Raw genomic sequence first — 19410 nt, forward strand, 5'->3', positions numbered from 1 at the left:
GGTCCTGGGCGAGGAAGACATCTGCCAAATCTACAAAAATGCAAATCACGCTGCGAAATTTTAAAATAACAATTTAAGTATATGACAAGGGCCGTGTAAGTTGCCGAAAGGCAACTCACACGGCCCTATTAAAGTGAATCAAATTGTTATTTATTCTCAATATCGAAGATCATGTCGACTCTTCTCTGGTGGCGTCCACCCTCATATTCGTTGTCCAACCACTCATCTACGATCATCTTCGCCATCTCGACACCCACTACGCGGGCACCGAAGGTCAGGACGTTGGTATTGTTGTGTCTGCGGGACATTCTCGCGCTGTACGGCTCGCTGCAGGTGCAGACCAGAACGCCTTTTACCTTGCCTGCTGCCAGACCGATACCGATACCGGTTCCGCAGATTGCGATGCCGTAATCCGCCTCACCGGATGCTACCGCGCGTCCAACCTTCTCGCCGTATACCGGGTAATCGCAGCTTTCGCTGGAGTTGGTTCCGAAGTCGATGACCTCGTAACCCTTCTGCTCTACATATGCCTTGATGGCTTCCTTCATTTCCACTGCGGAGTGATCATTTCCCATTGCAATCTTCTTCATAATTTTCCTCTTTCCTGCCTTTCTTTGTTCTCCTCGTTCCAGCTTCCAGCGCTGGACACATCAATTTTTCCGTGCGTTTCCGGCTTTCAGATTTCAGATCGGCACGCTTAATCCAGCTTTGCATTCTTTCCCATTAACAGCAGATCAGCGATCGTCAGCGCCGTCATGGCTTCTACTACCACAACCGCTCTCGGCACCACCACCGGATCATGGCGTCCCTTGATGGCGATCTCTACATTCTCGCCATGGTTGTTCGCTGTTTTCTGTGGCTGCGCGATTGACGGAGTCGGTTTGAAAGCCGCACGCAGCACGATCTGGCTTCCATCGCTCATGCCGCCTAAAATACCGCCTGCATGGTTGGTCTTTTTCACAACCTTACCATAAGCATCGACATAAAACTCATCGTTATTCTGGGATCCAAGCGCTTTTGCTGCTGCAAAGCCATCCCCGATCTCGAATCCTTTTACGGCGCCGATGGACATGATTGCCCTCGCCAGGCTTGCATCCAGCTTATCGAATACCGGCTCGCCAACACCAACCGGCATGCCATCTACCAGACATTCTACCACGCCGCCCACGGAATCCTGTGCAGCGATCATGCGCTCTAAAAATTCTGCAGTTTCCTCTGCTGCCACCTTATCCGGCATGTTCAGGCTGTTGTTATCGCGCTCAGAAAGATCAAAGCGCTTCGGATCGATCTCAAACTCGCCGATGCTTTTCACATAAGCGGTGACCGTAATGCCATAATGTGCCAGCAGCTTGCAGGCAACTGCCCCGGCTGCTACCCGGGCAATGGTCTCACGCGCGGAAGAGCGTCCGCCGCCCCGGTAATCACGGAAGCCATACTTCTGCTCAAAGCAGTAATCCGCATGTCCCGGGCGGTACACATCCATGATCGCACTATAATCTTTGGAACGCTGGTCGGTATTGCGCACCATCATGGCGATCGGGGTTCCGGTCGTCTTTCCCTCAAACACACCGGAAAGGATCTCGACCTGGTCTCCTTCGTTTCTTGCGGTGGCAAATTTGCTCTGCCCCGGTTTTCTTCTATTTAAATAAGTCTGTACATCTTCCTCACAAAGCGGAAGTCCCGCTGGGCAGCCGTCGATGGTAACACCGATGCCTTTGCCGTGGGACTCTCCCCATGTCATGATACGGAAGATGGTTCCATAGGTTGATCCTGCCATAGTTTCCTCCGCTGTTTTCCCATTTTTCTTTCACACAAAGGTATAAACGCCTGACGGCCTTGCACAGTGCTGCCAGATTTTTCGTCTTAATCAGTCGTCCACTTTCACAATGATGCAGCTGTTCGGCTCGTTGCACTTGATCGCATTGGAGCTCATGATCAGCAGTTTTTTCTCGTAATCGATCTTGAAAAATGTGATGGTATTGCTTTCATGGTTGATTGCCGCAATGTGCTTATCATCCGGGAAGACTGCGATATCCTTTGGATATTCTCCGCTGATCGGCAGACAGCACATCAGGGTCAGAAGACCGGTCTTCTTATCTCTGCTGTACATAGCCACACTCTCGTCGCCTGCATTGCTGCAGAACATATGCTTCTCATCCGGGGAGAAGCGTAACGAGCAGGCTGCTGCCAAAGAGCTGTGCTTTTCTCCCATGGTAGAAATCGTCTGAATCTTCTCCACATTCGGGACACGGTCTCCGGTCTCGTAGGTAAATACGTCAATGACATTCTTCTGCTCATACATTAAATAGAAGAATTTGCCATCAGAGCTGAAGCGCAGGTTTCTCGGTGCAGATTCCATCTCACACGGGATGGTGTCTACCTGAACCAGATGCTCGTCCTTCTCGCTGAAGCGGTAGATCTTTACCTGGTCCAGACCGGAATCTACGATCATGACAAATTTGTTATCCGGAGTACGTCTGCAGCAGGTTACATGCGGGCGAAAATTACGCTCTGCTACGCTGCCCAGTCCCTTATGGAACACACCGTCCACGATCTCACCGACACCGCCATCCTTGCGCAGGCGCAGTACCGTTGCCTTGCCATCATGGAAACCAGACACGAATACATACCGGTCTTCCTTATCCATGGACAGGTGGCAGGCTCTCATGCCTTTGGTCTTTGCGCTGTTTAAGCGGGAAAGACTTCCGTTTTCCAGAATACGGAATGCCACAACACCCTCATCCGCAACAGAATACAGGGTTTTATTATCATTGGATGCTGTTACATAGGAGGAATTGTCCACTTCCACCTCGCAGCGCTCTGTAAATGTTCCTTTTTCCACGTCTACATCGTAAACCGTGATTCCCTTGGCTTTGCCGTTGTACGAATAGGAACCGACATATGCCATATACTTTCCTTCAAAAGCCATTGCTCTTCCTCCTGTCACGCCTTCAAGTTTCTGCGTTTTTTAACCCGGTCTGCGCATAAAATGCGCAAACGTTCCAATCGTAAACAGCATACCACACATTCTCAAAAAAATCTATTCTGAATCTATTGACATACAGATATTTTCCAGTATAATGAATCTTGCTTTGTGTTTACTAAAGCTAAACTTTAAAGTGCATTTTACATTCATTTAATATTTCTAAACTTTTCGGATAGTATTATCATGGAGGACTGTTATGGATATCGGATCAAAATTAAAGGAGATACGGACGCTAAAGGGTCTGACCCAGGAAGAACTGGCAGACCGGGCAGAGCTTTCCAAGGGCTTCATCTCCCAGCTGGAACGAAATTTAACCTCTCCTTCCATTGCGACACTCACCGACATCTTACAGTGCCTCGGCACGACGCTTGGTGAGTTTTTTAATGAAACTCCGGAGGAACAGGTCGTATTCGGAAAAGCAGATTATTTTGAAAAATACGATGCGGAATTAAAAAATGAGATCCGCTGGATCATCCCGAACGCACAGAAAAACATGATGGAACCGATTCTCATTGCCTTAGAGGCCGGCGGCTCCACCTACCCGGACAACCCACATGAGGGTGAGGAATTCGGATATGTACTGCAGGGAAGCATCAACATCCACATCGGAAGCAAGACCTACCGGGCGAAGAAGGGCGAGTCCTTTTACTTTACCCCGGACAAAAAGCATTACCTTACGAGCCGTCACGGCGCATCGCTGATCTGGGTCAGCACGCCGCCAAGCTTCTAAAGCTGACCGGAGCGAACATCGCAAAGGCCGGTAGCCCGCTTTTGAGAGGGCAGCTGCATATGCAGTCAGCCCAGAGATTGAATATCACATGTAAATGAAAACAAATGTAACCATACTTTAGGAGGAATAATGCGATGGCTCAGCCCCTGATTGACTTAGTCAACATTTCAAAAAGCTTTGACAACACCATGGTCTTAGACGACCTCAATCTTTCCGTTAAGGAAAATTCTTTCGTAACATTACTGGGTCCCAGCGGCTGCGGCAAAACCACAACCCTGCGCATCATCGGCGGATTTGAGACGGCCGACACCGGAAAGGTCATTTTCGACGGAACCGATATCAGCAAACTTCCGCCGAATAAGCGCCAGTTAAATACCGTATTCCAGAAATACGCCCTGTTCACCCACATGAACATCGCGGAAAATATCGCATTCGGCTTAAAGATCAAAGGCAAATCCAAAGCCTACATCGATGACAAGATCAAGTACGCGTTAAAGCTGGTAAACTTAGACGGCTATGAGAAGCGTACCGTAGACTCCTTAAGCGGCGGCCAGCAGCAACGTATCGCCATTGCCCGCGCCATCGTAAACGAGCCGCGTCTTCTGCTTTTAGACGAGCCGTTAGGTGCCCTGGACTTAAAGCTGCGCCAGGACATGCAGTATGAGCTGATCCGCTTAAAGAATGAGCTCGGCATCACCTTCATCTACGTTACCCACGACCAGGAAGAAGCGCTGACCATGTCCGACACCATCGTTGTCATGAACCAGGGCTACATCCAGCAGATGGGTACTCCGGAGCAGATCTACAACGAGCCGGAGAACGCATTCGTGGCAGACTTCATCGGCGAAAGCAACATTGTCCCGGGCATTATGATTCGCGACGAGCTGGTTGAGATCTTCGGTGCCAAATTTGCCTGCGTGGATAAAGGCTTCGGCAACAACACTCCGGTCGATGTTGTCATCCGCCCGGAGGATATCGACCTGGTAGACCCGTCCGAGGGCACGCTGGTCGGCACCTGCACCCACTTGATCTTCAAGGGTGTTCATTATGAAATGGAAGTCACCACCCCGGACGGCTTCGAGTGGCTGGTACACAGCACCGATATGTGCCCGGTCGGCAAACAGGTCGGCATCAAGGTGGACCCGTTTGACATCCAGATCATGAACAAACCTGCATCAGAGGATGAGGAGGCCGTAGGAGTCAATGAATAAGAAATGGTTAGCCGGACCGTATCTGGTCTGGATGGTTGGTTTCATCGTCATTCCGCTGATTCTTATCGTGTATTACGGATTGACCGATAAATCCGGAGCATTCACCCTTACCAATGTGCTTTCCATCTCCACCCCGGAGCATGTGAAGGCCCTGTGGCTCTCCCTGGGACTTTCCCTGGTGAGCACGGTGATCTGCCTCGTACTTGCTTACCCGCTTGCCATGATCCTGCGTAACCGTGGCATCGGCCAGGGAAGCTTTATCGTCTTCATCTTCATTCTTCCGATGTGGATGAACTTTCTGCTGCGCACCCTGGCATGGCAGACTCTTCTGGAAAAGAGCGGTGTGATCAACGGCATCTTAAGTGCCCTGCACCTGCCAAACCAGAACCTGATCAATACCCCGGGCGCGATCGTGCTTGGTATGGTTTATAACTTCCTGCCGTTTATGGTCCTTCCGATCTACAACGTGCTTTGCAAGATCGATGATAACACTATCAACGCGGCAAGAGACCTTGGCGCAAGCTTTACCCAGACACTTCTGTGGGTATGGCTTCCGCTTAGCGTACCAGGCATCATCAGCGGCATTACCATGGTGTTCGTACCGTCCCTGACCACTTTCGTAATTTCCAACTTACTGGGCGGCAGCAAGATCCTCCTGATCGGTAATGTCATCGAGCAGGAATTCACCAAGGGCAGCAACTGGAACTTAGGCTCCGGTCTCTCCCTGGTCCTTATGGTCTTCATTCTGATCAGCATGGCGCTGATCGCAAAATACGATAAAAACGGCGAAGGGAGTACATTCTAATGAGTAAGATCCGACAGAATTTCCGGCGTATCCTGCAGGACTTCTACCTGGTGATCATCATGGTGTTTTTGTACGCGCCGATTGCCACCATGGTGGTATTATCCTTTAACAGTTCCAAATCCCGTACCCAGTGGGGCGGGTTCACCCTGCAGTGGTACACCCAGATGTTTGCAAGCCGCAACATCATGGCTGCCCTGCAGAATACTTTGCTGATCGCATTCTTGTCCGCGCTGATCGCCACCATCATCGGCACCGCGGCATCCATCGCGATCAACAGCATGAAACAGATTCCCCAGACCATCGTCATGGGGATCACCAACATTCCGATGCTGAATGCCGATATCGTAACCGGTATCTCCCTGATGCTGGCTTTCCTTGCTTTCGGTATTTCCCTTGGCTTTAAGACCGTGCTGATCGCGCACATCACCTTTAATATCCCGTACGTGATCCTAAGCGTCATGCCAAAGCTCAAGCAGACCAACCGCTACACCTATGAAGCGGCCCTGGACCTCGGCGCAAGCCCGATCCGCGCTTTCTTCAAAGTCGTGTTCCCGGATATCTTACCGGGTGTGCTGTCCGGCTTTTTGCTGGCCTTCACCATGTCTCTGGATGATTTTATCATCACCCACTTTACCAGAGGCGCAGGCATCAACACCCTGTCCACCCTGATCTACAGCGAAGTTCGCCGCGGCATCAAGCCGTCTATGTACGCGCTCTCCACCGTGATCTTTGCGGTGGTACTGGCACTGCTGCTCATCAGCAATTTTGCACCGAAGAAAAAGCAGGAAGCCTGACACGTTTTGATTTACCAAACAAAACAGGCAGGATGTCTGACCTTTTTTGATTCACCAAACACCATTTGCTGCTCTGCGAAATGTCAAATAGACAGCACACAACCACACCACTAAGAGGAGATGACTATGAAAAAAAGAGTATTTGCAATTTCCATGGCAGGTCTGACTGCCGCTTCCACTCTTCTTTCCGGCTGCGGTGCATCCGGATCTGCAGGAGGTTCCACTTCTGCTGCCAATTCCGGCAGTTCTGACGCAGGCGAGCTTTATGTTTACAACTGGGGCGAGTACATTGACGAGGATGTCATTTCCCAGTTCGAGGATGAGACCGGCATCAAGGTTATTTACGATATGTTCGAGACCAACGAGGAGATGTACCCGGTCATCGAGGCCGGCGGCGTCAACTACGATGTTGTCTGCCCGTCCGATTACATGATCCAGAAGATGCGTGAGAACGACCTGCTTGCTGAGATCAACTTCGACAATGTGCCGAATATCGACCAGATTGACCCGGCTTACATGGAAATGTCCAAGTCCTTTGACCCGGAGAACAAATACTCCGTTCCTTACTGCTGGGGAACCGTAGGCATCCTTTACAATACCAAGCTGTTAGACGAGCTCGGCGTACCGGCTCCGACCAAATGGGCAGATCTGTGGGATGAGCGCTTAAGCGGCGAGATCCTCATGCAGGACAGTGTCCGCGACGCCTTCATGGTTGCCTTAAAGAAAGATGGCTACTCCATGAACAGTGCAAATGAGGACGAGCTCCAGCAGGCGAAGCAGGATCTGGTAGACCAGAAACCGCTCGTTCAGGCTTACGTCATCGACCAGGTAAGAGACAAGATGATCGGCGGTGAGGCTGCAGTCGGTGTCATTTACTCCGGCGAGATGCTCTACATCCAGGACGAGGTTGCAAACCTGGGACTGGATTACGAACTGGAATATGTCATTCCGGAAGAGGGAACCAACCTGTGGCTGGATTCCTGGGTCATTCCGAAAAACGCGAAGAACAAAGAAAACGCAGAGAAATGGATCGATTTCTTATGCCGTCCGGAGATTGCAAAAGCAAACTTTGAGTACATCACCTACCCGACCCCGAACAAGGGCGCGTTCGAGCTGTTAGACGAAGACCTTCAGAACAACAAGGCAGTCTTCCCGGATATCGATTCCCTGAACAATTCTGAGGTTTACGAGTATCTCGGCGATGAAACCGACAATATCTACAACGAACTGTGGAAAGAAATAAAATCCAACTAAAAATAAAAGACAGAGGAGATTGAGAAAATGAAAAAAAGATGGATCGCATCTGCTGCGGCTTTATCCGCAGCGGCACTTACTGTAACCGGCTGCGGAGCTTCCGCTTCCGGCACTGCTCCGGCTAAGGGCTCTGGCTCCGGCGATGCCGGTGAGCTCTACGTTTACAACTGGGGCGAGTACATTGACGAGAGTGTCATTGATGAATTCGAGGAAGAAACCGGCATTAAGGTTGTCTACGATTTATTCGAGACCAACGAGGAGATGTATCCGGTCATCGAAGCCGGCGGCATTGCTTACGATGCGGTATGCCCATCCGATTTCATGATCCAGAAGATGCGCGAGCATGACCTCTTAGCCGAGATCAACTTCGACAACGTGCCGAACATCGACCAGATCGATCCGCTTTACATGGAGCTTTCCAAATCCTTCGACCCGGAAAACAAATACGCAGTTCCGTATACCTGGGGCACCATCGGCATCCTCTACAACAAAGAGCGCCTGCAGGAGCTTGGCGTAGAGCCGCCGACCAAATGGTCCGACCTGTGGGATGAGCGCTTAAGCGGTGAAATCCTCATGCAGGACAGCATCCGCAGTGCCTTCATGACCGGCTTAAAGAAAAACGGCTACTCCTTAAACAGCACCAATCCGGATGAGATCAACAAGGCAAAGCAGGACCTGATCGATCAGAAGCCGCTGGTACAGGCTTACGTTGTAGACCAGGTAAGAGATAAGATGATCGGCGGCGAGGCTGCAGTCGGCATCATCTACTCCGGTGAGATGCTTTACATCCAGGGCGAGGACGGCACCGACAATCTCCAGTACGTGATCCCGGAAGAAGGCACCGACCTCTTCATCGACTGCTGGGTCATCCCGAAAAATGCAAAGAACAAGGAAAACGCAGAGAAGTGGATCAACTTCCTGTGCAGACCGGACATCGCAAAGAAGAACTTTGAGTACATCACCTACTCCACCCCCAACAAGGGCGCATTCGAGCTGTTAGACGAAGATATGCAGAACAACAAGGCAATCTTCCCGGACATCGACTCCATCAAGAATGCAGAGGTTCTGAAGTACCTTGGCGACGATGTGGACGAGATCTACAACGAAGCATGGAAGGAAGTAAAATCTAAGTAATTCCATTTCAGACATGACCAAAATTGTGCATCCTGCGGAACAATTTTGATTTCCCAGGAACTCAGTTTCCATGAAAAAAAGGAGCTTCGCACTGATGAATAAATCTCAGTGCAAAGCTCCTTTTTTGATTGTTTACATTCCAAATCAGCTACCAAAACTATGTCATATTGGAATTTTCCGTTCAGGAAATCCCTATCCATGAACAGGGACCATAACTTCCCGGCACCAGTCATCGAAATCTTTCGGAGTGATCGCATATACCTCAGTATCATTCTCTAACGCAACCGCGCTAGCGGAGCGCGGTTTTTTTCAATCAGCTCCATCTCTCCGAAAAACTGTTCTCTTTCCAGCTTTACAAGCTGGGTTTCCTGAGCACTGCTGTAGTCTTTATAAATCCCAACGCTGCCTTTCAGAATGGCGGAAAGGCATTTTTACAACTTGATTTTGCAGACTAGATCAACCCCAGTGTCCTTGTCACATACAACCAGAAGGTCAATGAAAATGCGCTCGCACAGGTTGTCAGTGCCACGATGCTGGAGGTCAGTACTCCGGCATGTCCCATATTGCGGGCCATAACGTAACAGCTGACCGTTGTGCTAGAACCAAGCATGACAAGAATCGCAATCAGTTTCGCCTCCCGGAAGCCCAAAAGCACGGCCAGCGGAAGAAAGATGGTGCACAAGCCAAACAGCTTCATAAAACTTGCCAGAAATGCCGGTCCCATACCGTTTTTTGCCTCTTTCCAGTTAAAGGCAGCACCCATTGCCATTAACCCAAGCGGGGTTGCCATGCCTCCAAGGTTCGATACGGTTTTCGTAAAAATAGCTGGTGTAGGAAGATGAAGGACTGACCACAGCGCACCAAATACGATACCCAGAATGATCGGATTCGTCACGATCCCCTTCAGCGTTTTTTTCACCAGTGCCGGACTCATACCATCCTGTCCTGGTTTTGTAAAGGAGAGCACAACAACTGCCATAATGTTATAAAGCGGCACACTTCCGATGATCATGAGTGGCGCCATGCCCGAATTCCCATAGATATTAGTAATAAATGCAATGCCCAGAATTGCCGCGCTGCTGCGGTATGCGCCCTGAATAAACTCGCCACGCAGGGATTTGTCCTTCAATGTCAGGGAAAGCAGTGTTGCAATCAAGATACTTAAAATAGTAGCCGAGAAACAGAACGCTACAAATTTCCCATCCCAGGCACTTGCAAAATCCTGCTTTGCAAGATCTCCGAAAAGCAGCACCGGCAACGCCACCTTAAACACAAACTGGTTGAGTCCGTCGATCATATTTTCTCTTAAGATTCCTGTTCTCCGAAACACCATGCCAAGTACCATAAGCAAAAAGACCGGCATGGTCGCATTCAGACTAAACATCAGATTTTCCATATGCGTTTACCTCATTTTCCCACAAGAATTTAACACCTTCACAGCTGTATTTTATAGTGGCAGGCTTACCATCTTTCATTATCTTTATCACTGTGATTTGCTAAACTTTAATATACACTGAAAAATCGGGTTTTGTCAATCGCAGGTAAAGGGAACACAAAAACAGGCGCTGCAAAGAAGGGAGTTTTGCAGCGCCTGTTTTCTTTTTCGGCAAAATTTGGACATTACATTTGGTTGAAATGAATTCTTGATCGGGTAAAGCTTATTTAATGAAGCTTACATGCTTGCAGATCTCTTCGATCGCTTTTTCTTTTCTCTCGTTGAAAACAACTTTGTTTTCTTCAAAGAGATTGCGTCCCTCGGTATCGATGGATACGATCAGCGGGCCAAACTCTTTCACTCGGCAGTTCCACAGAGTCTCCGGCATACCTAAGTCTCTCCACTCTGCGCGGACGATCTCTTCTACCTCAGTTGCTGCCACAACAGCATTTCCAGCCGGGAATACACAGTGGATTGCTTTGTAGTTCTTGCAGGCATACTCGGTGTTCGGACCCATACCGCCCTTACCGATGATAACCTTGACACCGGTTTTCTCAACAAATTCTTTCTCGAATTTTTCCATACGCATGGAAGTGGTCGGGCCTACGGAAACCATCTCGAACTTATCATTCTCCAGCGGACGAATGATCGGGCCTGCGTGGAAGATTGCTGCGTCGCGTACATCCACCGGCAGCTCCCGGCCCCCCTCTACCAGACGGCGGTGTGCCACGTCACGGCAGGTTGTCATGCTTCCATTTAAGTATACGATATCACCAATATGAATATCCTTTAAATCCTCCTCAGAAATCGGAGTCGTCAAAATTTTCTTTCCATCTTTCAGTTCTAACATTATAAAGTCACCCCCGAATGTGTAGTAATGGTATAGTTCAGATCCTTATCAAAGATGATGTGTCCGCGTCGGTGGGACCAGCATCCTACATTGACAGCCACACCAATGGTAGATGGATGTCTTGCGGTGTTCTCGATATGTACACCCATAACGGAGTACTTGCCGCCCATACCCTGCGGTCCAAGACCAATCGCATTGATGCCATCTTCCAGAAGCTTCTCCATGGAAGCGGCACGCTCGTTCTCGTTGTGGCTTCCCAGCGGACGCATCAGCGCTTTCTTGGAAAGCAGTGCTGCAGTCTCAACAGAGGTTGCAACGCCGACACCAACCAGAAGCGGCGGGCATGCATTTAAACCATAGGAAGTCATGACATCCATAACGAAACGGGTCACGCCCTCATAACCGGCACCTGGCATCAGGACCATAGCTTTACCCGGAAGCGTACAGCCGCCGCCTGCCATGTATGTGTAGATCTCGCACTTGTCGCTGTCCGGAACGATATCCCAGAACACGGTCGGGGTACCCTTACCTACGTTCTTTCCGGTGTTGTACTCATCAAAAGTCTCTACACTGTTGTGACGAAGCGGTGCCTCGAAGGTTGCCTTTACCACTGCCTCTTTTAACAGCGCCTCCAGCTCACCGATCAGCGGGAATTTTGTTCCGCATTTTACCCAGAACTGCAGCACACCGGTGTCCTGGCAGCTCGGACGGTTTAAGGTCTTTGCCAGTACCTGGTTCTTCTTCATGGTCTCATAAATTACTTTGGACAGCGGGCTGTCCTCCTTCTCTGCCAGTTCGTCTAACTTGGCAATGATGTCGTCCGGCAGTACCTTACCGATATGGGATACAAAATTCGCCATATATGTGGTAAGCTGCTCAACCTGTTTTTCTTTGCTGCTCATCGTTTTGATCTCCTTTCTTGTGAAACATAAATTCATGTGAATATGTTGTGTTTATAATTTTATTTATTCCAATTCCGTTTACGGGAAAAACGGAAATGTAATCGGTAAAATGATCATGCTGACGATCGTTGCAATAACAATCAGCGGTAATCCGGATTTGACATAATCCATAAAGGTATATCCTCCGGCTCCCACTACCATGGTGTTTGCCGGCATGCCGATCGGGGTTGCGTAAGCGCAGGAACCGCCGATGACACAGGCCATCAGAACTGCTCTCGGGTCCGCGCCCATTCCCTGGGCAATAGAGAGACAGATCGGAACCATAAGGGCTGTGGTTGCTGTGTTGGACATGAAGTTTGTCATCACACAGCAGAGGATAAATACCACAAAGGTCAGCACATACGGGGAAGGATTTTCTCCCAGCGCTCCCATAACGGTTTCCGCGATCATGGCACCCGCTCCTGTCTGGGATAAGGCCGACGCCAAAGATAAAGTGCCGCCAAACAGGAAGATCGTTTTTAAGTCAATCGATTTCAGTGCATCTTTCTCGGAAATGACTCCGGTCAGGATCAGTGCCAGCGCTCCCACACATCCTGAGATGCAAAGCTTGATGCCGATCTGCTTCTCAAAGATCATGGCAAGCAGGGTCAGCACCAGAATCACCAGGGACAGAGTCTGCTTCCACTTCGGTACATCATCGAAATTCTTTGTGTCATCAAACACTCCGGCATCGCCGCTTACCTGTTTATTCGGAAGCAAGCGGTAACCAACCGTCGCATAAAAGAGGATTCCGCAGATTAGGATCGGCATTCCGACAATGGCATATTCAAAAAAGCCAAATCCCAGGTTCATCTCCTCCAGGGCACTCTGTGCGATCAGGTTTCCCGGCGCACCGATCAGGGATAAGTTGCCTCCCATGGCTGCCGCAAATACCAGCGGCATCAGCAGTCTGGAACGGGAATATCCGGATTTTGCGGCGATTCCGATCACAACCGGGATCAGCACTGCTGCAGTTCCGGTGTTAGAAAGGACACCGCTCATCAGTCCTACGATCACCATAATGGCAATGATCAGCATCTTCTCTGTCTTTGCAAACTTTGTTACGATCCCGCCGATCTTGTTCGCCATGCCGGTCTCGAAAAACGCACCTCCGACAATAAACATAGCAACGAACAAAATGACGTTGCTGTCGATGAATCCGGCAAATGCCGTCTTTACATCTAAAACTCCAGTCACGACCAGTCCGCAACAGACGATCATGGATGTCACTCCAAGCGGTATCTTCTCAAATACGAACATGACTACCGCAAAGAAAAGAAACAGTAATGTGATTGTTGTTGGATTCATTCTTACCTCCCATACTCTCAAAACATATTCTTTTGAAACTTACACTCCTTGTGAAACCTAAGAGTAATAAGGTTGCTGTTTGCGCAACACGTAAACAGTAACGTAATGAGGCGGCCGCGTTATTACCTGTTGTTTATGGCATCATTATATCGATTGTATTTCGGATTGTACATTTACTAAAAATGATACCCCCATAAAAAAAGGTTAAGGCTTTTTTCGGTTTTTCGGCACAATCCCCTAATTTCATGGTATAATTTTTGTCATCTAAGACCGGGTTTTGGTGTATTTTTCCCAATTACCCGGGAAATTTCGTGAAAAGGAGAATCTGGCGCTTTATGAAAATTGTCCAATTAGAATACTTCTGCGCAGTGAGCCAGTACCACAGTATTACCCAGGCAGCACAGAAGCTCTATGTCACACAGCCTGCGATTTCCAACGCCATCAAGGAGCTGGAGAAGGAATTTTCCGTCAGTCTTTTTGTCCGCTCCAAAAATCACCTGACCCTGACTACCGAGGGCGAATTGTTTTATCAAAAAGCAAGCGAACTTCTTGCGTCCATCAAACAGACTACCCAGCAGTTTTACGATCTGGGAAAACAGATTCCACCGATCCGCATCGGCATTCCTCCGCTTTTAAGCACGATCTTTTTCCCGGAAATGCTTCTGGATTTCCAGAAACAGTACCCGGATATCCCGGTAGAGCTGTTTGAATACGGTTCCATCCGCGCTGCATCCCTGGTGCAGGAGGAAACGCTGGATCTGGCCCTGGTCAATATGCACTTTTATGATATCGATAAAATGAATACCTTCCGCATCCAAACCGAACATCTGGTATTCTGCGTCTCCAAAGAACACCGTCTGGCGAAAGAAAAAGAAGTGACAATAGAAATGCTGCGGGACGAGCCCATCATCATGTATAATACAGATTCCGTGCAGAACACTACCCTGAATTCGCGCTTTGAAAATGCAGGGATCACCCCGAACGTCATTTTACATGCCAGCCAGCTCTATACGATCGAACGCTTTTTACATAGTGGAAACTGTGGCGCTGTCCTCTATTCTTCTCTGGTGAAGCATATGAATGGGGTAAAAGGAATTCCGATTGACCCGGTTATCCAGCAGGAAATCGGTATTGTGTGGAAAAAAGGAAAATATATCAATGGAAGTGTGGAAAAGTTTTTGAACTTTGTGAAAGAACGGTAGAAAAATGATATGCGCTTATCAAAAAAGGTGGTTTCGTATTCCATAGAATGAAATACGAAACCACCTTTTTCACATCATGCTATATGAATTAGCCAAAATATCTCTTTAACAGGCCCTCAAATGCTCTTCCGTGTCTTGCCTCGTCTTTTGCCATCTCATGAACGGTGTCATGGATTGCATCAAGATTTGCAGCTTTCGCGCGCTTAGCCAGGTCAAACTTGCCCTCGGTTGCACCGTGCTCTGCAGCAACTCTCATCTCCAGATTCTTCTTGGTAGAGTCGGTTACGACCTCACCTAACAGCTCCGCAAACTTTGCTGCATGCTCAGCTTCCTCGTAAGCTGCTTTTTCCCAGTAAAGACCGATCTCCGGGTAGCCTTCTCTGTGTGCAACTCTTGCCATAGCCAAGTACATACCAACCTCAGAGCACTCGCCCTCGAAGTTTGCGCGAAGATCAGCTAAGATATCCTCGCTGACACCCTGTGCAACACCTACTACATGCTCAGCAGCCCAGGTCATCTCGCCTTCCTGCTCTTTGAACTTGGAAGCCGGTGCCTTACAAACCGGGCAGAACTCCGGTGCAGCCTCTCCCTCGTAAACATATCCGCATACAGTACAAACCCATTTCTTCATAACTCAGTTCTCCTTTTCTTGATGTGTGATATTCTAATTTGTGTCTCTTTGTTAATATTAGTAATTGTTACTGATATTAATTTAGCACAGGGCTGCGTATTTGTCAACACTTTTTTATAAACAATATCGCACAGTAAACACAAATGGGCCGGAAGGTTCCGTCCCCGCCGAATGGCGGGGACGAAACCTTTCGGCCCTCGTTCGTTACTGTGTGATATTGTTAAAATACATACTGCCTAAGCCGCTCAAATGCCTCCTGTACCCGGCTCATCGGCAATGCCAGATTCATCCGGATATGGCACGGTCCATGGAACGGGCGTCCGTCCTGCCAGATGACACCTACTTCCACCCCGGCTTTCAGAAGTTCGTCGATACTTTTTCCATGCTTCTCACACCACTTTGTGCAGTCCAGAAACAACATATACGTTCCTTCCGGTTTTGATACTTCGACTCCATCAAAATGTTCCTGAATGAAATTGCAGGCGAATTCTACGTTCCCGGTCAATACCTGACGCAGTTCATCTACCCACCCATAACCTTCCGGCTTATATGCACCGATCAGGGCATGCATGGACAAGACGTTCATTTCATTATAATGAGATAACGAGGACTCTTTTAAAATCCGTTCCCGCAGCCAGTCATTGTAAATAATATGGTAGCTTCCCACAAGTCCCGCCAGGTTAAACGTCTTGGATGGCGCATACATGGCAACAGTACGGTTTCTGGCATCTTCACTCACGGACTGGGTCGGGATATGTTTATGTCCTTCCAAGATCAGGTCCGACCAGATTTCATCGGAAACCACATAAACATCATGCTTTCTGTAAAGCTCCATGGCTTTTTCAATCTCCCAGCGTTCCCACACGCGGCCACACGGGTTATGCGGAGAACAGAATACCGCTGCATGAATATGGTTCTCTACAATTTTCTTTTCCATATCATCGAAATCCATACGCCAGATGCCGTTTTCATCTTTTACCAATGGCGAATGAACAATATGATATCCATTATTCTCAATACATTTGGTGAAACCGATATAGGTAGGGGAATGCAAAAGTACATGATCGCCCCGCGAGCACATCACATTCAACGCACTGACTACTCCGCCCAGAATCCCGTTTTCATAGCCAATATGTTTTGGTTCCAGTCCGGTCACCCCGTTTCGTTTTTCCTGCCACTGGATAATGGAACGATAATATTCTTTTGTCGGGCTGAAATATCCGTAAGCCGGGTGCTGGACACGTTCCATCATTGCTGCCGGTATGGTTGGCACCGTTGGAAAATTCATATCTGCCACCCACATCGGAATACGGTCAAAACCTTCTTTTACCTGCGCTCCCGGAATCGGAATCTGATCTACTGCTATAGAATCTCTTCCTGCACGGTCCATAATGGAAGTAAAATCGTATTTCATAGTTTTCTTTTGTCCTTTCGTTCGTATCATAAATCTGATTCCATTTTACCGCGTTCTGCAATAATCTGCAATCATTGCCGGATTTTTCTGATATAAAGCTTTCTGATAGAAACACCATGTATAATTTTTTTCTTTCTGCGCAGAATGATTCCTGTAAGGAGGGAATCTCATGAACAACAAAGCTATGGATTGCACCGCGCTGACACTTACCATCATCGGCGCCGTCAACTGGGGACTGATCGGATTTTTTAACTTTAATCTGGTTGCATTTTTGTTTGGCAGCATGACCTGGATTTCCCGGATCATCTATGCCCTCGTCGGTCTTTGTGGGTTATATCTCATTAGTTTCTATATGAAAATCGGAGAGGTGGAAGCGTGAATGCGCTTCCACTTTTCTTCTGCTTATGTTATGATGAATGCAGATTCACAAGTTACATTTCCCTTGAAAAGTTACTCAGAAAGTGAGGAATCTGCGATGAAGATTACATACATAAAACACAGCGGTTATCTTCTGGAAAGCGATCAGGCACTGCTGCTTTTCGATTTCTGGAAAGGTACCCTGCCACCCTTAGCTCCAGAGAAAGACCTGTTCGTATTTGTCAGCCACCGCCACGAAGATCATTTTAATCCAAAGATTTTCAATCTGGCAGTTTCTCATCCCAAAATCCACTTCATCCTTTCCGATGACATCTGGCAGAACAAGGTTCCGGAGCATCTGCATGGTCTGACCTGGTTTGTGGATCCCGGAAAGGTCCGGGAGTTTAAAGAAGGCGGCGGTATCCGCGTTACTGCATTTAAGTCTACCGATGAAGGGGTTGCTTTTGTTGTGGAAACCGGGATTTTTTCTTCCGGCGCCGATTCGAGCACGGATTCTGGACTGAAACAAAAAATCGCTTTGACAAACCAGAAACACTTCACCATTTACCACGCCGGTGACTTAAACAACTGGCGCTGGAATGGCGAACCACTGGCCTGGAACAACAACATGAGTACCAATTACCAGCGGGAACTGGAAAAGATCAAGGCAGCCGGGTTCCACCCGGATGTCGCCATGGTTCCGCTGGATGGCCGGCAGGAAAATCTGTTTTACCTGGGGCTCGATGATTTTATGCGCACAGTCGGAGCGGATATGGTACTTCCGATGCATTTCTGGGAAGACTTCAGTGTGATTGACAGACTGAAGGGTATGGAATGCAGTGCCGATTACCGGGACCGCATTGTGAACCTTTCCAAAGAAGGAGAAAGCTTCTGGTATCCGGAGGCTCCGTCCCATGATGAAACAGGAGTTCTTTCATGATGACTTGGAATACCAGTTCCGAGGCAGGAGCCGATCCCGCACAGGAAATCCTGCTGCTCGCCATGAAAGCAGGACAGATCCAGCTGGAAAACGGAGCTGAAATTTTCCGGGTGGAAGATACGATCATGCATATCTGCCGCGCTTATGGCCTGCACTCTGTTAATACCTTTGTCCTGAGCAATGGTATTTTCCTAAGCTGCGGTGATGAGGACGAACCACAGTTTGCCAAAGTCCTGCAGATTCCGGTAAACAATACCAATCTGCGCCGGGTAGCAGAAGTCAACCAGCTTTCCCGCCGCATTGAAGATGATGGACTTGATCTGGAAACGGTCCGCCGGGAACTGAAGCGCATAGAGGAACAGCCCGGTTTTCCTGCGGCCCTGCAGATTGCAGTTGCCGGAGTCTCCGGTGCCTGCTTCAGCGTCATGTTTGGCGGAACTCCATGGGATTTTCTTTGTTCCATTGTCATCGGGAGCCTTTACCAGGCTTATACTTTGTATTTGGGAAATCCGCACTTTGGGCGGATCGTGCGCAGCATCCTCGGCAGTGCCTGGATCACCTTTTTGTGCATTCTCTGCTACCGGTTCGGTCCGGGGCAGAATTTTGATGCCATGATCATTGGCGGCATTATCCTTATGGTACCGGGAGTTGCCTTTACCAACGCCATCCGCGATATGGCCGACAGTGACTACATTGCCGGGTCCGTCCGGATGATGGATGCCATGCTGGGCTTTTTCTGCATCGCGATCGGAGTTGGTTTTGTCATTGCATTGTACGGGATTCTGGCAGGTGCACCACTGCTGCCCTGATCACTTCGAAGATTTCCGGACTGCTTCTGAACTGCCCTGATCATTTCGAAACGCTCCAGATTTTCTCATGACTTTCTAGATCGTTTTCCCGACTTAGATACTTTATGGAGGTTTCCCATGCTTCATCTACTGATACAGACCATTTCGGCTGCGATCGCCACAGTCGGTTTTTCCCTGCTGTTTGGCGTCCCGGCGCGCTATTATCCCAGCTGTGCTTTGATCGGCGGAATCAGCTGGCTGGCATATCTTGTGCTTGTTCCTTACAGTTCCGTCACCATTGCAACCTTCGCCGCTACAGTGATCGTCATTCTCATGTCACGCTGGTTTGCAGTACGGGAACGGTGTCCGGTCACAATTTTTCTGATTTCCGGCATCATCCCACTGGTTCCGGGCGCCGGAATTTACCGCGCGGCTTATTATACCGTGACCGACCAGCTTTATCTGGCGGTACAGACCGGTTTTGATGCTTTAAAAATGGCTGTTGCCATTGTCCTTGGAATTGTATTTGTCTTTGAAATCCCGCAGGCTGCATTTCAGATTGGAAATCATAAACGGCGCCGCTGACGCCGCCCTGATATGCCATGCGATAAAAATTAGTAGGAGGACTTA

The 19410-nt window shown here is 48.8% G+C and carries 20 protein-coding genes; 11 read left to right on the forward strand and 9 right to left on the reverse strand.

Translation table 11 applies throughout. The annotated features are described in order from the left end of the window. Positions 1 to 146: 146 nt before the first annotated feature. The 3 genes from rpiB to DW922_RS01760 form a co-directional block, all read right to left on the reverse strand. Positions 147 to 590 (reverse strand): ribose 5-phosphate isomerase B, encoded by a 444-nt coding sequence (gene rpiB / locus DW922_RS01750; protein ID WP_118706339.1) that lies wholly within the window; start codon positions 588 to 590, stop codon positions 147 to 149. A 107-nt stretch (positions 591 to 697) separates the two neighbouring features. Continuing rightward, complete coding sequence (gene aroC, locus DW922_RS01755; RefSeq protein WP_118725622.1) at positions 698 to 1777, reverse strand: chorismate synthase; 1080 nt, start codon at positions 1775 to 1777, stop codon at positions 698 to 700. Positions 1778 to 1867: 90 nt separating this feature from the next. Next, positions 1868 to 2929, reverse strand: coding sequence for a beta-propeller fold lactonase family protein (locus DW922_RS01760; RefSeq protein WP_118725623.1), 1062 nt, complete (start codon positions 2927 to 2929; stop codon positions 1868 to 1870). A 253-nt stretch (positions 2930 to 3182) separates the two neighbouring features. Between DW922_RS01760 and DW922_RS01765 the strand changes: the two genes are divergently transcribed. From DW922_RS01765 to DW922_RS01790, 6 genes are all read left to right on the forward strand, one after another. After that, entirely contained in the window at positions 3183 to 3716 is a 534-nt protein-coding gene (locus DW922_RS01765; protein WP_118725624.1) for a helix-turn-helix domain-containing protein, read from the forward strand. A 134-nt stretch (positions 3717 to 3850) separates the two neighbouring features. Next, positions 3851 to 4927 (forward strand): ABC transporter ATP-binding protein, encoded by a 1077-nt coding sequence (locus tag DW922_RS01770; protein ID WP_118540344.1) that lies wholly within the window; start codon positions 3851 to 3853, stop codon positions 4925 to 4927. Further along, the gene (locus DW922_RS01775; protein WP_118719513.1) at positions 4920 to 5732 is read left to right on the forward strand and encodes an ABC transporter permease; all 813 of its coding nucleotides are present in this window, start codon (positions 4920 to 4922) and stop codon (positions 5730 to 5732) included. The genes DW922_RS01770 and DW922_RS01775 overlap by 8 nt, the downstream gene beginning before the upstream one ends. Then, entirely contained in the window at positions 5732 to 6526 is a 795-nt protein-coding gene (locus DW922_RS01780; protein WP_118719515.1) for an ABC transporter permease, read from the forward strand. Before DW922_RS01775 ends, DW922_RS01780 begins: the two co-directional genes overlap by 1 nt. Positions 6527 to 6652: 126 nt before the next feature. After that, positions 6653 to 7780, forward strand: a complete 1128-nt coding sequence (locus DW922_RS01785; RefSeq protein WP_118719517.1) for an ABC transporter substrate-binding protein — start codon at positions 6653 to 6655, stop codon at positions 7778 to 7780. A 27-nt stretch (positions 7781 to 7807) separates the two neighbouring features. Beyond that, the gene (locus tag DW922_RS01790) at positions 7808 to 8914 is read left to right on the forward strand and encodes an ABC transporter substrate-binding protein (protein ID WP_118725625.1); all 1107 of its coding nucleotides are present in this window, start codon (positions 7808 to 7810) and stop codon (positions 8912 to 8914) included. A 451-nt stretch (positions 8915 to 9365) separates the two neighbouring features. Here the strand turns inward: DW922_RS01790 and DW922_RS01795 are convergent, their stop codons facing one another. The 4 genes from DW922_RS01795 to DW922_RS01810 all read right to left on the reverse strand — a co-directional run bounded on the left by DW922_RS01795 (position 9366) and on the right by DW922_RS01810 (position 13448). Next, complete coding sequence (locus DW922_RS01795) at positions 9366 to 10310, reverse strand: AEC family transporter (protein WP_118725626.1); 945 nt, start codon at positions 10308 to 10310, stop codon at positions 9366 to 9368. Positions 10311 to 10572: 262 nt separating this feature from the next. Further along, positions 10573 to 11199, reverse strand: a complete 627-nt coding sequence (gene ttdB / locus DW922_RS01800) for a L(+)-tartrate dehydratase subunit beta (protein WP_118725627.1) — start codon at positions 11197 to 11199, stop codon at positions 10573 to 10575. Beyond that, a complete protein-coding gene (gene ttdA, locus DW922_RS01805; RefSeq protein ID WP_118719523.1) occupies positions 11199 to 12101 on the reverse strand; it encodes a L(+)-tartrate dehydratase subunit alpha in 903 nt (300 codons plus the stop codon). The genes ttdB and ttdA overlap by 1 nt, the downstream gene beginning before the upstream one ends. Positions 12102 to 12179: 78 nt before the next feature. Continuing rightward, positions 12180 to 13448: an SLC13 family permease gene (locus DW922_RS01810; protein WP_118725628.1), complete on the reverse strand. Its 1269-nt coding sequence runs from the start codon at positions 13446 to 13448 to the stop codon at positions 12180 to 12182. 335 nt (positions 13449 to 13783) lie between these two features. Between DW922_RS01810 and DW922_RS01815 the strand changes: the two genes are divergently transcribed. Beyond that, on the forward strand, positions 13784 to 14650 hold the full coding sequence (locus DW922_RS01815) for a LysR family transcriptional regulator (protein WP_118725629.1): 867 nt from the start codon (positions 13784 to 13786) through the stop codon (positions 14648 to 14650). Positions 14651 to 14738: 88 nt separating this feature from the next. Here DW922_RS01815 and DW922_RS01820 read toward each other — a convergent pair whose 3' ends face one another. Next, a complete protein-coding gene (locus DW922_RS01820; RefSeq protein WP_118725630.1) occupies positions 14739 to 15281 on the reverse strand; it encodes an NADH peroxidase in 543 nt (180 codons plus the stop codon). A 220-nt stretch (positions 15282 to 15501) separates the two neighbouring features. After that, positions 15502 to 16695, reverse strand: a complete 1194-nt coding sequence (locus DW922_RS01825) for an aminotransferase class I/II-fold pyridoxal phosphate-dependent enzyme (protein WP_118725631.1) — start codon at positions 16693 to 16695, stop codon at positions 15502 to 15504. 169 nt (positions 16696 to 16864) lie between these two features. Here DW922_RS01825 and DW922_RS01830 point away from each other — a divergent pair, with 169 nt between their 5' ends. The 4 genes from DW922_RS01830 (at position 16865) to DW922_RS01845 (ending at position 19365) form a co-directional block, all read left to right on the forward strand. Beyond that, positions 16865 to 17074, forward strand: a complete 210-nt coding sequence (locus tag DW922_RS01830; protein WP_118706321.1) for a DUF378 domain-containing protein — start codon at positions 16865 to 16867, stop codon at positions 17072 to 17074. Between the two features lie 96 nt (positions 17075 to 17170). Beyond that, the gene (locus tag DW922_RS01835) at positions 17171 to 17992 is read left to right on the forward strand and encodes an MBL fold metallo-hydrolase (RefSeq protein ID WP_118725728.1); all 822 of its coding nucleotides are present in this window, start codon (positions 17171 to 17173) and stop codon (positions 17990 to 17992) included. Continuing rightward, the gene (locus DW922_RS01840; RefSeq protein ID WP_118725632.1) at positions 17989 to 18801 is read left to right on the forward strand and encodes a threonine/serine exporter family protein; all 813 of its coding nucleotides are present in this window, start codon (positions 17989 to 17991) and stop codon (positions 18799 to 18801) included. Before DW922_RS01835 ends, DW922_RS01840 begins: the two co-directional genes overlap by 4 nt. A gap of 117 nt (positions 18802 to 18918) precedes the next feature. Beyond that, positions 18919 to 19365: a threonine/serine exporter family protein gene (locus DW922_RS01845; RefSeq protein ID WP_118541675.1), complete on the forward strand. Its 447-nt coding sequence runs from the start codon at positions 18919 to 18921 to the stop codon at positions 19363 to 19365. Positions 19366 to 19410: the final 45 nt, after the last annotated feature.

Origin of the sequence: Clostridium sp. AM42-4 (assembly GCF_003480105.1) — a bacterium.
Taxonomy (GTDB): Bacteria; Bacillota; Clostridia; order Lachnospirales; family Lachnospiraceae; genus Brotaphodocola.

Excerpts from the sequence above, each read along its gene's own strand:
- DW922_RS01825 (WP_118725631.1), bottom strand. The coding sequence starts at position 16,695 with ATGAAATACGATTTTACTTCCATTATGGACCGTGCAGGAAGAGATTCT.
- DW922_RS01770 (WP_118540344.1), top strand. The coding sequence starts at position 3,851 with ATGGCTCAGCCCCTGATTGACTTAGTCAACATTTCAAAAAGCTTTGAC.
- DW922_RS01840 (WP_118725632.1), top strand. The coding sequence starts at position 17,989 with ATGATGACTTGGAATACCAGTTCCGAGGCAGGAGCCGATCCCGCACAG.
- ttdA (WP_118719523.1), bottom strand. The coding sequence starts at position 12,101 with ATGAGCAGCAAAGAAAAACAGGTTGAGCAGCTTACCACATATATGGCG.
- aroC (WP_118725622.1), bottom strand. The coding sequence starts at position 1,777 with ATGGCAGGATCAACCTATGGAACCATCTTCCGTATCATGACATGGGGA.
- ttdB (WP_118725627.1), bottom strand. The coding sequence starts at position 11,199 with ATGTTAGAACTGAAAGATGGAAAGAAAATTTTGACGACTCCGATTTCT.
- DW922_RS01765 (WP_118725624.1), top strand. The coding sequence starts at position 3,183 with ATGGATATCGGATCAAAATTAAAGGAGATACGGACGCTAAAGGGTCTG.
- rpiB (WP_118706339.1), bottom strand. The coding sequence starts at position 590 with ATGAAGAAGATTGCAATGGGAAATGATCACTCCGCAGTGGAAATGAAG.
- DW922_RS01830 (WP_118706321.1), top strand. The coding sequence starts at position 16,865 with ATGAACAACAAAGCTATGGATTGCACCGCGCTGACACTTACCATCATC.
- DW922_RS01785 (WP_118719517.1), top strand. The coding sequence starts at position 6,653 with ATGAAAAAAAGAGTATTTGCAATTTCCATGGCAGGTCTGACTGCCGCT.
- DW922_RS01795 (WP_118725626.1), bottom strand. The coding sequence starts at position 10,310 with ATGGAAAATCTGATGTTTAGTCTGAATGCGACCATGCCGGTCTTTTTG.
- DW922_RS01775 (WP_118719513.1), top strand. The coding sequence starts at position 4,920 with ATGAATAAGAAATGGTTAGCCGGACCGTATCTGGTCTGGATGGTTGGT.
- DW922_RS01810 (WP_118725628.1), bottom strand. The coding sequence starts at position 13,448 with ATGAATCCAACAACAATCACATTACTGTTTCTTTTCTTTGCGGTAGTC.
- DW922_RS01835 (WP_118725728.1), top strand. The coding sequence starts at position 17,171 with ATGAAGATTACATACATAAAACACAGCGGTTATCTTCTGGAAAGCGAT.
- DW922_RS01815 (WP_118725629.1), top strand. The coding sequence starts at position 13,784 with ATGAAAATTGTCCAATTAGAATACTTCTGCGCAGTGAGCCAGTACCAC.
- DW922_RS01780 (WP_118719515.1), top strand. The coding sequence starts at position 5,732 with ATGAGTAAGATCCGACAGAATTTCCGGCGTATCCTGCAGGACTTCTAC.
- DW922_RS01845 (WP_118541675.1), top strand. The coding sequence starts at position 18,919 with ATGCTTCATCTACTGATACAGACCATTTCGGCTGCGATCGCCACAGTC.
- DW922_RS01760 (WP_118725623.1), bottom strand. The coding sequence starts at position 2,929 with ATGGCTTTTGAAGGAAAGTATATGGCATATGTCGGTTCCTATTCGTAC.
- DW922_RS01790 (WP_118725625.1), top strand. The coding sequence starts at position 7,808 with ATGAAAAAAAGATGGATCGCATCTGCTGCGGCTTTATCCGCAGCGGCA.
- DW922_RS01820 (WP_118725630.1), bottom strand. The coding sequence starts at position 15,281 with ATGAAGAAATGGGTTTGTACTGTATGCGGATATGTTTACGAGGGAGAG.